At 42.4% G+C, this 12,492-nt stretch carries 15 protein-coding genes; 2 read left to right on the forward strand and 13 right to left on the reverse strand.

Translation table 11 applies throughout. From position 1 onward, the window contains the following. Positions 1-2: 2 nt before the first annotated feature. From MHH68_RS10880 to mce, 3 genes are read right to left on the reverse strand one after another with little or no spacing between them, the layout of a single operon-like run. Positions 3-1,124 (reverse strand): M20/M25/M40 family metallo-hydrolase, encoded by a 1,122-nt coding sequence (locus tag MHH68_RS10880; protein WP_050943793.1) that lies wholly within the window; start codon positions 1,122-1,124, stop codon positions 3-5. Positions 1,125-1,140: 16 nt separating this feature from the next. Beyond that, a complete protein-coding gene (locus tag MHH68_RS10885) occupies positions 1,141-2,610 on the reverse strand; it encodes an acyl-CoA carboxylase subunit beta (protein WP_339163033.1) in 1,470 nt (489 codons plus the stop codon). Further along, positions 2,597-3,019, reverse strand: a complete 423-nt coding sequence (gene mce / locus MHH68_RS10890) for a methylmalonyl-CoA epimerase (protein ID WP_268496910.1) — start codon at positions 3,017-3,019, stop codon at positions 2,597-2,599. Before mce ends, MHH68_RS10885 begins: the two co-directional genes overlap by 14 nt. Before the next feature lie 114 nt (positions 3,020-3,133). Here mce and MHH68_RS10895 point away from each other — a divergent pair, with 114 nt between their 5' ends. Then, positions 3,134-3,214 (forward strand): hypothetical protein, encoded by an 81-nt coding sequence (locus MHH68_RS10895; RefSeq protein ID WP_257736823.1) that lies wholly within the window; start codon positions 3,134-3,136, stop codon positions 3,212-3,214. A gap of 38 nt (positions 3,215-3,252) precedes the next feature. On the opposite strand, the gene MHH68_RS10900 is transcribed toward MHH68_RS10895, so the two are convergent. The 6 genes from MHH68_RS10900 to MHH68_RS10925 all read right to left on the reverse strand — a co-directional run bounded on the left by MHH68_RS10900 (position 3,253) and on the right by MHH68_RS10925 (position 7,784). Continuing rightward, complete coding sequence (locus tag MHH68_RS10900) at positions 3,253-3,762, reverse strand: L,D-transpeptidase (protein WP_339163038.1); 510 nt, start codon at positions 3,760-3,762, stop codon at positions 3,253-3,255. 52 nt (positions 3,763-3,814) lie between these two features. Continuing rightward, positions 3,815-4,768 (reverse strand): aromatic acid exporter family protein, encoded by a 954-nt coding sequence (locus MHH68_RS10905; protein WP_061408485.1) that lies wholly within the window; start codon positions 4,766-4,768, stop codon positions 3,815-3,817. A 120-nt stretch (positions 4,769-4,888) separates the two neighbouring features. Beyond that, positions 4,889-5,611 (reverse strand): amino acid ABC transporter ATP-binding protein, encoded by a 723-nt coding sequence (locus tag MHH68_RS10910; protein WP_003215712.1) that lies wholly within the window; start codon positions 5,609-5,611, stop codon positions 4,889-4,891. Further along, positions 5,604-6,260, reverse strand: coding sequence for an amino acid ABC transporter permease (locus MHH68_RS10915; RefSeq protein WP_003215691.1), 657 nt, complete (start codon positions 6,258-6,260; stop codon positions 5,604-5,606). Before MHH68_RS10915 ends, MHH68_RS10910 begins: the two co-directional genes overlap by 8 nt. A gap of 126 nt (positions 6,261-6,386) precedes the next feature. Next, positions 6,387-7,151, reverse strand: a complete 765-nt coding sequence (locus tag MHH68_RS10920; protein ID WP_012010505.1) for a transporter substrate-binding domain-containing protein — start codon at positions 7,149-7,151, stop codon at positions 6,387-6,389. Positions 7,152-7,346: 195 nt separating this feature from the next. Next, positions 7,347-7,784: a BrxA/BrxB family bacilliredoxin gene (locus MHH68_RS10925; RefSeq protein WP_169057025.1), complete on the reverse strand. Its 438-nt coding sequence runs from the start codon at positions 7,782-7,784 to the stop codon at positions 7,347-7,349. 170 nt (positions 7,785-7,954) lie between these two features. On the opposite strand from MHH68_RS10925, the gene MHH68_RS10930 reads away from it, so the two are divergent. After that, positions 7,955-8,848, forward strand: a complete 894-nt coding sequence (locus MHH68_RS10930; protein WP_339163042.1) for a YegS/Rv2252/BmrU family lipid kinase — start codon at positions 7,955-7,957, stop codon at positions 8,846-8,848. Positions 8,849-8,863: 15 nt separating this feature from the next. Here the strand turns inward: MHH68_RS10930 and MHH68_RS10935 are convergent, their stop codons facing one another. The 4 genes from MHH68_RS10935 to MHH68_RS10950 form a co-directional block, all read right to left on the reverse strand. Beyond that, positions 8,864-9,157: a YesK-like family protein gene (locus MHH68_RS10935; RefSeq protein WP_058014723.1), complete on the reverse strand. Its 294-nt coding sequence runs from the start codon at positions 9,155-9,157 to the stop codon at positions 8,864-8,866. A 65-nt stretch (positions 9,158-9,222) separates the two neighbouring features. Continuing rightward, positions 9,223-10,479 (reverse strand): dihydrolipoamide acetyltransferase family protein, encoded by a 1,257-nt coding sequence (locus MHH68_RS10940; protein WP_339163045.1) that lies wholly within the window; start codon positions 10,477-10,479, stop codon positions 9,223-9,225. An 18-nt stretch (positions 10,480-10,497) separates the two neighbouring features. Continuing rightward, positions 10,498-11,481, reverse strand: coding sequence for an alpha-ketoacid dehydrogenase subunit beta (locus tag MHH68_RS10945; protein WP_003215848.1), 984 nt, complete (start codon positions 11,479-11,481; stop codon positions 10,498-10,500). A gap of 12 nt (positions 11,482-11,493) precedes the next feature. Then, positions 11,494-12,486 carry a thiamine pyrophosphate-dependent dehydrogenase E1 component subunit alpha gene (locus MHH68_RS10950; protein ID WP_339163048.1) on the reverse strand — a complete coding sequence of 331 codons (993 nt, stop codon included), beginning with the start codon at positions 12,484-12,486 and terminating at the stop codon, positions 11,494-11,496. Between the last annotated feature and the right edge of the window lie 6 nt (positions 12,487-12,492).

Genomic DNA, 12,492 nt, shown 5'->3' on the forward strand with positions numbered 1-12,492 from the left:
CTTTACGATGGATTTGTCGTTTCTTCGATAATGGCGAGAACCATTTCAGCTGTTTTGACTAATTCTTCAATCGGCATTTTCTCATTTTTCGTATGAATATCTTCATATCCAACAGCTAGGTTGACAGTTGGGACGCCGTTTCCTGCAATGACGTTTGCATCACTGCCTCCGCCGCTCGTCTGTAGTTCTGATGGACGGCCAATTTTCGCAGCCGCTTTTTTCGCCACTTCTACGACTTGATCGCCGTGAGAGAATTTGAAGCCTGGATACATGATGTCAATGTGTACATCGGCACTTCCGCCCATTTCTTTAGCAGTTTTTTCAAAGGCTTCTTTCATCTTTGCTACTTGCGCTTCCATTTTTGCAGGTTCTAAAGAGCGTGCTTCAGCAAGAATATCGACTTGATCGCACACAATATTCGTTTGCGTTCCGCCTTCAAAGCGGCCGATATTCGCCGTTGTTTCTTCATCAATTCGGCCAAGCGGCATACTAGCAATGGCTTTTGATGCAATGGTAATCGCTGATACACCTTTTTCAGGCGCGACACCTGCGTGAGCTGTTTTTCCGTAAATGGTTGCGCGTACTTTCGCCTGTGTTGGCGCTGCAACGATAATGGTTCCGACCTTGCCATCTGAATCAAGGGCATAGCCGTATGCCGCTGTCATCAACTTTGGATCTAACGCTTTTGCTCCGACAAGTCCTGATTCCTCACCTGCTGTGATGACAAATTCAATCGTTCCATGCGGTAAATTCTTCTCTTTCAGCACACGGATTGCTTCAAACATTGCCGCAAGTCCTGTTTTATCGTCAGCACCTAGAATAGTTGTTCCATCTGTTTTCACATAGCCGTCTTCAATGACTGGCTTTACACCATTGCCCGGAACAACTGTGTCCATATGAGAAGTGAAATAGATGGTATCAGCCTCTTGAGTACCTTCCAGTGTACAGATGAGGTTGCCTGCACCGTGGCCTGTTTTCGCTTTTGAGTCGTCTTCCACCACTTTTAGTCCAAGCTGTGAAAATTTTTCTTTTAAGACTTCCACAATTTTCTCTTCGTGTTTTGTTTCGGAATCAATCTGAACAAGTTCTAAAAATTCGTCTAATAAACGTTTTTCATTGATCATGATACTGCTCCTCCTCTTATAGCGGCATGTTGCCATGCTTTTTTAACGGTCTTTCTTCTTCCTTCCTGCGAAGCAAATCAAATGAGCGAATCAATCGTTCTCTCGTTTCAGACGGCATAAAAATATCGTCTATCAGCCCTGCCTGAGCCGCTTTTAATACACTTGGCTTCGTTTCAACCTCGCGCGAATCAGGATGAACGATTTCGTCTGCGAACATTTTCCCCATCACATCAATTTCTGCAGCTGGCCATGCATAAACAAAATCAGCGCCTAAGCCCTTGCTATTCATTGCGACATATGCTCCGCCAAACGCCTTTCTTAAAATCACTGTGATTTTTGGAACGGTCGCTTCAGCGTATGCATATAAAAGCTTTGCACCGTGACGGATAATTCCCGCATGCTCGGCTTTCTCACCTGGTAAAAAACCAGGGACGTCTACAAGCGTTAAGATCGGAATATGAAACGCATCGCAAAATCGAATAAACCTAGCCGCTTTATCAGCCGCATCAAGGTCAAGGCTTCCTGCCAGCACCTTTGGTTGATTGGCAACTACACCAATTGAAGCCCCTTGTAATCTCGCAAACCCTGTGACGATATTTTTTGAGAAACAAGGCTGCGTCTCAAAGAATGAGCCTGAATCGATGATGGCTGTCACCACTTGTTTGACATCATAGGTGCGTGATGGATCCTTTGGCAAGATGTTACCTGGATCAGCTGCGTCTTGCTCACTCGTTTTCGCATCCATGACAGTCTGTTGTTTCGTTGGTATGTACGTTAAAAGTGTTCGAACCGCTTTTAACACGTCTTTCTCATCTTTCCCAGTATAGTGCACATTCCCGCTTGTCTGATGCTGAACACTTGCACCGCCAAGACGGTCAGGACAGACCGTTTCTCCTGTTGCCTTCTCTATGACTTTCGGACCTGTTAAAAACATATGAGCTGTCTGTTCTGTCATGAACACAAAATCGGTCAAGGCAGGAGAATAGACTGCTCCTCCAGCACAAGAACCTAAAATAACGGATATTTGCGGGATTTGACCGGAGTACAGCACATTCCGTTTAAAGATCTGTCCGTATCCTTCTAATGATACCACACCCTCTTGAATTCTCGCACCACCTGAGTCTTTTAGACCGATGACCGGCATCTGATTCTTAGCTGCGAGATCCATGAGAGAAGCAATTTTTTTAGCATGTATTTCGCCTAAAGACCCTCCATGCACTGTTGCATCTTGTGCATAAACACATACTGGCCTTCCATGAATGAGTCCAGTTCCAGTGACGACGCCATCACCGACATGCTCTGACATGCGGCCTGTTGCAAATGCTTGAATTTCCATGAAACTGCCCCCGTCAAGAAGTTCATGCAGCCGCTGACGAACCGATAGTTTTCCTTTGTTCCGGTGCGCAGCTGCACGTTTCACGCCACCGCCCATGAATGCTTTTTCGCGCCATTTCGCCAAGTCATTGAACGATTCATTCATTGCCATGTTCCTCTCCTTTCAAGGGCTCGCACAATTCAAATAACACACCGGACGTTTCTTTCGGTGAAATAAATGCAATCCGCTTCCCGCTCGCGCCTATCTGTGCTGATTGTTGGAGAAGCTCCACCCCAAGATGATCAAGACGGTTAAGGTCCGCCTGTATGTCACCTGTCTTTAACGCAATATGATGAAGTCCTTCTCCCCTTTTGGTTAAAAAGGTATGTAGTTTGCTGCTGCCGGACATCGGTTCAATTAATTCAATGTGCACATGATCAAGTGAAGCGAAAGACGCTTTAACCTCCTGTTCAGGAATCTCTTGTATGTCTGAAAAATGCCAGTTAAACAGCTGTTGAAGAATGCGAGATGTATTTTTTATAGAAAAGACCGCAATGGCAATATGGTCGATTTGATTCATCCGTTCACTTCCTTTGTTGATCACTTGTCGCATTTGAAAAAACGAGCTAGAATAAAGAAAGGTGCGTTCGTCGCAAAAAATCTTCGGTTATAGGGGTGCGATATGTCTCAGAAAATGATGAAATTCATGGTATTGCTCATGATTAGCCTGCTGCTAATATCTTCACTTTTAGCAGGAGCGGCAACCTTTTTATAAGATTTCAATAAAAGCAGACAAGCAGGTGATTCGTTCAATCAACGAATGGCCTGTTTGTCTTTGGCAAGCTTTTCAAATGAATCGCTTGATGTTGTAATCCATACTTTTGTCCCAACCGGAAGCTGGTCAAATAGAAGCTCTACATCGTGATTATGAAGTCTCACACATCCTGACGTGATAAATTTCCCAATCGTTGTTTCGTCACTCGTCCCATGAATTCCGTATGTTCTGCCATCTGTTCCTCGTGCATCAAATCCAATCCATCTTCTGCCGAGAGGGTTATTCTTCGCACCGCCTTCGATATTCTTTTTTCTGTAATAGGGATCTTTCGCTTTGATCATAATGGTAAATTCCCCTTCTGGCGTTAAATCTGACGTTTTCCCTGTTGAAGCAGGATATATTTGTTGGATTTTCCCTTGATCAATATAGGCAAGTTCATTTGTTTGTTTATTAATAATGACATACGGGTCTCCTGGAAGCGGGTTTTGTCCGAGCGGCCAGATTGGTGAAAGGGACATGGTCAATACGGTATAAATTAAAAGACGCATAAGCTCCTCCTTTTTCATTAGATTGACCAATGAAGGAGGAACTCATGCGTCTCTATTCTTTCATCCCTTTAAAATAGCTTTTCAGTACTAAATATTGTTCCATTTCTCCGAGGAAATGAAACAGTGCAGCTCTTGCCTCAAACTCTTCTCTTGTTTGCGGCAGCGGTAGCTTATCGAACTCTTCTTTCATATCAATGAGGCGCCTTAAGAACTTATGTGCCGTGTTCCCTGGGTGAATATGTTCACGTAAGTCTCTAATGTATTCTGCAATGATTTGTCCATGCTCTGTTGTAATGGAAATGGACGTGATCTTCGGAAGCACACGCTCGATGATTTCGAATTGCTTTTGCCTCATATTGAAATAATGATAATACAGGTTTTCATGTCTTAACACATGGTTTTCAACATCACGATATGCAAGAGCTTTTGCTTCTTTAATCAATTGATGTGTCTCTGGTATTTCTTTGCCTGTCCAGTCTTGTTTCCCTGTCATTAAGTATTGTTCGATTTCCTCAAAAATTTTTGCAAAGTTGGCTTCAATCTGTTCGCTGTAGCGTTTAAGCTTTTTATCAACACTTGGCATATACAGGTTCATGATCAGTGCCACGCCAACACCAATCGTAATCAGCAGCAGTTCATTCCAAATGAGGTGAAGGGTAATCCCGCCGGACATGTATAAATGGAGGATGATGACTGAACTTGTGACAATCCCTTCTTTAATGCGAAGCAATACGGTTGTCGGAATAAAGACAAGCAGCATCAGACCAATCACAAAAGGATGATACCCAATCAGATCGAAAAATAGATAAGAAAATAAAATGGCAAGACTGCATGCGGCAAAGCGGGCGCCTGATGCAAGAAGCGACCGTTTCTTTGTCACCTGAATACACAGAATCGTAATAATCCCGGCAGCGGAATAATTTTGAAGGCCAAGCAGTTGCGCAATATAAATGGCGATCGCTGTTCCTAATGCTGTTTTCAGCGTTCGGTAACCGATTTTAAACATGATGTGAGTCACTCTTTTCTGTCTTGTTTCTATTCACTTATTGTGAAATGATGAACTTTTTTACTTTCCCCATTATAATCAAAAAAAGAAGGAGATGTTAAGTCTCCTTCTCTTTTTTCTTTATAATATTTTTTGCAAGAAATCTTTCGCGCGCTGTGACGACGGTGATTCAAAGAATTGCACAGGGTTTGCATCCTCTACAATTTTCCCATCGTCCATAAAGATCACGCGGTCAGCCACTTCTTTTGCAAAGCCCATTTCATGTGTGACGATCACAAGCGTCATTCCAGATTGAGCCAGCTCTTTCATGACCTCTAGCACTTCCTTGACCATTTCTGGATCTAGTGCAGACGTTGGCTCGTCAAACAGCATGATGTCTGGTGTCATCGCAAGCGCACGTGCAATTGCGACACGCTGCTTTTGACCACCTGACAAGCGGTTCGGAAAATCATCTTTTTTCTCTAAAAGCCCTACCTTTTTCAGCAGATCTTCAGCTTGTTTGATGCTGTCTTCCTTCGATTGATTCTTCACATTCATTGGCGCATATGTGATATTTTCCAGCACCGTTTTATGCGGGAACAGGTGAAAATGCTGAAACACCATTCCGATGTTCTCACGCACTTTGAGTGCATTGGTTTTTGGGTTTGTGATTTCGGTATCCTGAATCGTAATGACACCAGAAGTCGGCTTTTCAAGCAAGTTGATGCAGCGAAGAAACGTCGATTTTCCTGAACCAGATGGTCCAATGACTGCGACAACTTCCCCTTCTTTAATGGTGGTGTCAATCCCTTTTAATACTTCATTTTTACCAAAAGATTTTGTGAGTTTCTCTATGTTAATCATTTGATTTTAACTTCCTTTCCACCGATTTGCCGACAAAGGTGAGAACAAGCACGATGACATAATAGATGAGGCCCGCAAAAATAAGCGGTTCAAGATAATTATACGTGACGGCACCTGCTTGATAGGCTCGTCTCATGACATCTCCCAGTCCAATGACTGTTACAATCGCTGATTCTTTTGTCAGTGTAATCGTTTCGTTCACAAGTGCAGGTGAAATATTTTTAAATGCCTGCGGAAGCAATAAGTCCTTCATCATTTTAGCATAAGGGATGCCTAAAGCAACGGCTGCTTCTTTTTGCCCTTTATCAATGGCATTAATACCAGCACGAATAATTTCAGATACGTATGCAGCAGAGTTTAGTGAAAATGCCGCTACAGCAGCCCAGTATTGATCGATTTGAAACCCGAGAAGCTGAGGTAGACCGAAATAAATAATGAGCAATTGAAGCACAAGCGGTGTGCCTCGGAAGATGGATGTATAAAAATCCGCAAGCCAAATGAGCGGCTTAAATACACTAATTTTGCAAAGCGTTAATAAAATCCCTAAGATAAATCCAAGAAAAAGTGATACCACTACAATAGAAAGTGTGACCTTAAGCCCTTCTAAAATAAAGGGCATCTGAGGTATTACATCTTTAAAATCTAACATGACAGTCTCCTTTTTTATGCCTTCATACGAAATCAAAAAATAAAACAGGAAAAAAGTTCAACATGAGTTGAACTTTTCAGCGCTTTCTACTGGATTTTCGTGAATGACGCTGATCCTTTTCCTGACTTATTTTTCATCAGCAAACCATTTTTTAATTAATTTATCAAGTTCGCCATTGTCTTGCATTTCTTTTAATGATTTATTAAATTTAGCTGTTAAGTCGCTATTTTTCTTGAATGCAATAGCTGAACCTTCATTTGAACTATTCAATCCAAATGCTTGGAAGTCTTTTTCTTTTTTCAAATAACCAGCAGCTACTTTATCTTCAATAATGGCTGCATCAAAACGACCTGCTTTGATTTCTTGAATGATATCAGAGATTTTATTACGGTCTTCCACTTTTAAGTTATATTTCTTTTGCAAACCGTTTGCTTCATCCTGCTGAATTGAACCTAATTGAACGCCGACTGTTTTATCTTTTAAGTCTTTCTCTGTCTTCATTCCGCTAGATTTCTTTGAGACAACTAAGTTTTTAGCATTGTAATAAACATCAGAGAAATCTAATTGTTTTTTACGTTTTTCTGTAGGGGTCATGCCTGCAAGGACGATATCAGCTTTATTTGTTTTAAGAGCTGATACAAGGCTTGCAAAATCCATATCTTGAATTTCTAGCTTGTAGCCGTTCTTTTTCGCTAGTGCTGTAGCAAGATCAACATCAAAGCCGACAATTTTATCTCCGTCTTTTGATTCAAATGGCGGATAATCTGCTGATGTCGCCATAACGAGTGTTTTGTCATCTCCTGATGCGTTTGAATTATTAGAAGAAGTTCCGCAAGCTGCGAGTGCAGCTGCAAGACCAGCTGTCATAAGTAATAATAACCACTTTTTCATAAGATAATGCCTCCCAGTATTTAAAATCATGTATTGTTTTGAATATTTATTCACTATAATGTATTTTAAACACTTTCTTTTTAAGATGCAATAGTATTTTGCTAAAATTATTTTGATTCAATGGTCTTATAAAACAAAAAGCAGACCGATCTAAAGACCGGACTGCTTTATATGTCATCATTCAAACGTCACATGTTAAATTTCTTCGCAATGCTCATCGAATGCAGCTTGAAGCTTTGACACGACTTCCATTGGCTCGTGCCCTTCAATTTCATGACGCTCGACCATTTTGATGATCTTTCCATCTTTTAATAATGCAAAGGATGGTGAAGATGGCGGGAAGCCTTCAAAGTATTCACGGGCTCTTGCTGTTGCCTCTTTGTCTTGTCCAGCAAACACTGTCAGCAATTGATCAGGGCGCTTATCGTAATGAACAGAATAGCCTGCAGCTGGTCTTGCAATACCGCCAGCACATCCGCATACTGAATTCACCATGACAAGTGCCGTGCCTTCTTTAGACAAGGCTTCATCCACTTCCTCAGCTGATGTAAGCTCAGTATAGCCAGCCTGTTTGATCTCTTCTCTCGCTTGTTTCACAATATCATTCATAAATAAATTAAAATCAATATTCATTGTCCGTCCACTCCTTTAGCATGCCAAAACCATTTTAACAACATCATATCAAGGAAAACGCCTGCGGGCAAATGTGTTGTCTTTTCATTCCACACTTTTTCTGAACATCGTTTATACGCCGCAAAATTGGGGAAAAGTGATGATAAAGAGATGAAAGGGAGAACTGCGTGATGGCACAATTTAAAAAAGCGATGCTCATTTATAATGGAAATGCTGGACAAAAAAACATGGAAAAAGTTCTCGGTCAAACAGTACCTCTTCTTTCTCTACATATTGATGAACTCATTCTTAAACCAACAAAGCAGCCAAATGATGCTTATGAATTCTGTCGTACAATTAATGAGACGATTGAATTACTTATCATATTAGGCGGAGATGGAACCGTGCATGAATGTATGAATGGCATCGGTGGTTTAGAAAAAAGGCCAGCTGTAGCGATTTTACCAGGCGGGACATGTAATGACTTTTCTAGAACGCTTGGTATTCCGCAACAAATGCAGAAAGCCGCTCAAATGATTGTAGACGGCGTAGAAAAAAAGGTCGACTTAATCAAGGCAGAAGATCGATACTTGTTAAACTTTTGGGGCATCGGCCTCATTGCAGACACGTCCAACAATATTAATGATAAGGAAAAAGCTGTACTCGGAAAAATCAGCTACTTCACAAGTGCCTTGCGCACCTTGCAGCAAACAGATCCTTTTCACGTACGAGTTGAAACAGAGGAGGAAAGCTGGGAAGAAGAAGCCGTCATCGTTCTTGTTATGAATGGACATTTCATCGGGACAAATAAAATTGATTTGCCGAGAGCAGCAATTGATGATGGAAAAGCAGAAATCTTAATTTGCAGAAATACGAGCTTCTCTGCTCTAAAAGAGATCTTTTCTATGGACCGGGAAGAACTGGAGGATTTCACCGGCGACCTCTCTCTCATTCAAGCATCCAGTATTCAGATCCACACAAAAGAGGAAATGGATGCTGATACAGATGGTGAAGTGTATATGACAGCCCCAACTTCTTTAGAAGTGTTAAAACAGCATTTGACCTTTATTGTTCCAGCAGAATAAAGAAAACGCCCGAGATCATTCTTTTTCGGGCGTTTTTTTGATATACCGTCTGTATAAATATTCAAGTGCATATCCGAGCAGCGTTCCGGTAAGAAGAGAAATTCCTAAAAGGCTATTCGCTGCTCCTTTAAATCCACCGACAAGCAGCAAGCAATACAAAACTTGAATAATAGAAACGATTGATATGATCAGTAGTAATCTTTCAGGATGATTGCGTGATTTAGAAATATATCGAAGAAAAGCGAACGCAATTGCTGTGATAAACATGAGTCCAATCGTTAAAAATGCAAAAAAGTCTAGTCCAGACATATCATCGCTCCTTTCTCATCATGGGGAAATCCCCCTCTCCATAGCGGGAGGGGGACATTCTTGTTTTAGTAAACAGATGTCTGCTCGTCAATGCCTTCAAGGATTTGTTTAATCCGTTGAAGGAATCTGCCGCATACAAGACCATCAAGTACTCTGTGATCTAATGAAAGACAAAGGTTAACCATGTCTCTTGCTGCAATCATACCATTTACAATCACCGGACGCTTCACGATCGATTCTACTTGTAAAATCGCCGCTTGCGGATAATTGATGATTCCCATAGATTGTACAGAACCAAATGATCCCGTGTTGTTTACAGTAAAGGTGCCGCCTTCCATGTCGCTTTGCTTCAGCGTACCTTGTCTCACCTTGGAAGCAAGCTCATGAATTTCCTTGGCGATGCCTTTAATCGTTTTTTCATCTGCATCCTTAATAACTGGAACAAATAGAGCGTCATCAGTGGCAACAGCAATCGAGACGTTGATTGCTTTCTTTTGCACAATTTTATCTCCAGCCCACATGCTGTTCATTTCTGGGAATTCCTTTAAGCCCTGAGCCACTGCTTTGACAAAGAACGCAAAGAACGTCAAATTAAAGCCTTCTTTTGCTTTAAATTGGTCCTTGAGCTGATTTCTTCTAGTCACAAGGTTTGTTACATCAACTTCCATCATTGTCCATGCATGCGGAATTTCATGTTTGCTTCTCAGCATATTTGCCGCAATCGCCTGCCTGATTGGCGTGACTGGCAGTTCAACATCACCAGGCATTGTAGAGATGGAAGGCGCCGCTTTTGATTTTGATGACTGCACAGGCTCTGGCTTGACCGCCTGTTCAGTGACAGGTGCTGCCTTCTCTTGTACGCCGCCGCTTTCAATAAGCTGTAGTAAATCTTTTCTTGTGATTCGTCCGCCTGCTCCCGTTCCTTGCACTGCCGCTAAATCAATGCTGTGCTCATCAGCTAAACGAAGGACTGCTGGAGAGTAGCGTTTCTTTTGACTTTGATTCTCTTTTGCTTGATCTGCTTCGGGAGCTTCACTTTGCTCAGGTGCGGCTTCTTCTTTCGCACTTTGCTGCGAGCTGCCTTCTACTTCAATTTCACAGAACACTTCTCCTACTTGCAGTGTATCGCCTTCTTCAGCTGATAGCTTTGTTATCGTTCCTGTAAAAGATGACGGGACTTCTGCGTTCACTTTATCCGTCATGACTTCCGCAATAGGATCGTATTTATTCACATGATCGCCAGGTGAAACGAGCCATTTGCTGATGGTTCCTTCTGTTACACTTTCACCTAACTGAGGCATTTTCATTTGTTCAATTGCCACTTGAAACCCTCCTCTTTCTTAAAACGCCGCTAGCTCTCTCATTTCAGCTTCTACCTTATCTGGGTTGACCATAAAGAATTTTTCCATCGTCGGTGCATAAGGCATTGCCGGGATTTCTGGTCCAGCTAGACGTTTGATTGGTGCGTCTAAATCAAATAAGCAATGCTCTGATATGATCGCCGCTACCTCACTCATGATGCTGCCCTCTTTTGTATCTTCCGTTAGAAGAAGCACTTTGCCTGTTTTTGATGCCGCTTCAATAATGGCTTCCTGATCAAGCGGGTACACTGTTCTCAAATCGAGAATATGCGCAGAAATGCCGTCTTTTGCAAGGCGGTCTGCTGCTTGCAGCGCAAAATGGACGCAGAGGCCATATGTAATGACCGTGATATCATCGCCTTCACGTTTCACATCTGCTTTTCCAATAGGGAGTGTGTAATCCTCTTCAGGCACTTCTCCTTTAATGAGACGGTAGGCACGTTTGTGTTCAAAGAACAATACAGGATCTGGATCTCGCACCGCAGCTTTTAAAAGACCTTTTACATCATAAGGTGTAGAAGGCATGACAATCTTCAAACCAGGCTGGTTGGCAAAAATCGCTTCAACTGATTGTGAATGATAAAGCGCCCCGTGAACTCCGCCCCCATAAGGTGCACGGATGACCATCGGACAGCTCCAATCGTTATTTGAGCGGTATCTAATTTTCGCAGCCTCTGAAATGATTTGGTTAATGGCAGGCATGATAAAATCCGCAAATTGCATCTCAGCAATTGGGCGCATTCCATACATCGCGGCTCCAATCCCCACACCAGCAATGGCTGATTCTGCAAGAGGTGTATCCATGACGCGTGCTTCTCCGAATTGCTCATAGAGACCCGCTGTCGCCTTAAATACGCCGCCCTTTTTCCCGACATCCTCTCCGAGCACAAACACTTTCGGATCTCGCTCCATTTCTTCTTTCATCGCCAGTGTAATGGCGTCTATATATGACATAACAGGCATTTTTCTTCCCCCTTACTCCGCATACACGTAACGAAGTGCGCTTTCAGCATCAGCATAAGCAGCGTTTTCCGCTTCATCAGTAGCTTCGTTTACGATTTGCATGATTTCTTTTGTCATCTCTTCTTTCATTTCTGAAGTCATGACGTTTCCTTCGGTTAAATACGTTTCATATTGGATGAGCGGATCTTTCTTTCTCGCTTCAAGCACTTCTTCTTTTTCTCGATAGCTTGAATCATCGTCATCACTTGAATGCGCAGTTAAACGGTAAGAGATCGTTTCAATCAACGTTGGTCCTTCGCCTCTTGTCGCACGGTCTCTCGCTTCTTTGACAGCGGCATATACTTCAAGCGGATCATTGCCATCAACGGTTACGCCAGGCATTCCGTACCCAATCGCACGGTCTGAAATGCGTTCACATGCTACTTGTTTGTCATAAGGTACGGAAATCGCGTACTTATTGTTTTCACACATGAAAATAACAGGCAGCTTATGCACAGCAGCGAAGTTAGCACCTTCGTGGAAATCACCTTGGTTTGAAGAGCCCTCTCCAAACGTAACAAAGCTGACAAAGTTTTTTTGATCTAGTCGTCCAGCAAGTGCGATCCCCACTGCATGAGGAACCTGCGTTGTAACAGGTGAAGATCCTGTCACAATTCGATTTGATTTCTGTCCAAAATGCCCTGGCATCTGTCTTCCGCCTGAGTTTGGATCGTCTTGTTTTGCGAAACCTGACATCATTAAATCTTTTGCTGTCATTCCAAATGCGAGGACAACCCCCATATCACGGTAGTAAGGTAAGACGTAATCCTCTTCTCTATTAAGAGCGAAAGCAGCACCGACTTGCTGCGCTTCCTGCCCTTGACAAGAAATGACGAATGGAATTTTACCAGAACGGTTTAAAAGCCACATCCGTTCATCAATTTTTCTTGCTAGAAGCATTGTTCTATATATATCAATTGCTTGTTCATCAGATAATCCTAATTCATGATGACGCATGTTACTCATCTTATT

It is taken from the genome of Bacillus sp. FSL K6-2841, from assembly GCF_037976435.1.
Classification (GTDB): domain Bacteria; phylum Bacillota; class Bacilli; order Bacillales; family Bacillaceae; genus Bacillus; species Bacillus pumilus.

What these genes read in the sequence shown, in the direction of transcription:
- MHH68_RS10880 (WP_050943793.1), bottom strand. Translation starts at nt 1,124, where the DNA reads ATGATCAATGAAAAACGTTTATTAGACGAATTTTTAGAACTTGTTCAG.
- MHH68_RS10885 (WP_339163033.1), bottom strand. Translation starts at nt 2,610, where the DNA reads ATGGCAATGAATGAATCGTTCAATGACTTGGCGAAATGGCGCGAAAAA.
- mce (WP_268496910.1), bottom strand. Translation starts at nt 3,019, where the DNA reads ATGAATCAAATCGACCATATTGCCATTGCGGTCTTTTCTATAAAAAAT.
- MHH68_RS10895 (WP_257736823.1), top strand. Translation starts at nt 3,134, where the DNA reads ATGATGAAATTCATGGTATTGCTCATGATTAGCCTGCTGCTAATATCT.
- MHH68_RS10900 (WP_339163038.1), bottom strand. Translation starts at nt 3,762, where the DNA reads ATGCGTCTTTTAATTTATACCGTATTGACCATGTCCCTTTCACCAATC.
- MHH68_RS10905 (WP_061408485.1), bottom strand. Translation starts at nt 4,768, where the DNA reads ATGTTTAAAATCGGTTACCGAACGCTGAAAACAGCATTAGGAACAGCG.
- MHH68_RS10910 (WP_003215712.1), bottom strand. Translation starts at nt 5,611, where the DNA reads ATGATTAACATAGAGAAACTCACAAAATCTTTTGGTAAAAATGAAGTA.
- MHH68_RS10915 (WP_003215691.1), bottom strand. Translation starts at nt 6,260, where the DNA reads ATGTTAGATTTTAAAGATGTAATACCTCAGATGCCCTTTATTTTAGAA.
- MHH68_RS10920 (WP_012010505.1), bottom strand. Translation starts at nt 7,151, where the DNA reads ATGAAAAAGTGGTTATTATTACTTATGACAGCTGGTCTTGCAGCTGCA.
- MHH68_RS10925 (WP_169057025.1), bottom strand. Translation starts at nt 7,784, where the DNA reads ATGAATATTGATTTTAATTTATTTATGAATGATATTGTGAAACAAGCG.
- MHH68_RS10930 (WP_339163042.1), top strand. Translation starts at nt 7,955, where the DNA reads ATGGCACAATTTAAAAAAGCGATGCTCATTTATAATGGAAATGCTGGA.
- MHH68_RS10935 (WP_058014723.1), bottom strand. Translation starts at nt 9,157, where the DNA reads ATGTCTGGACTAGACTTTTTTGCATTTTTAACGATTGGACTCATGTTT.
- MHH68_RS10945 (WP_003215848.1), bottom strand. Translation starts at nt 11,481, where the DNA reads ATGCCTGTTATGTCATATATAGACGCCATTACACTGGCGATGAAAGAA.
- MHH68_RS10950 (WP_339163048.1), bottom strand. Translation starts at nt 12,486, where the DNA reads ATGAGTAACATGCGTCATCATGAATTAGGATTATCTGATGAACAAGCA.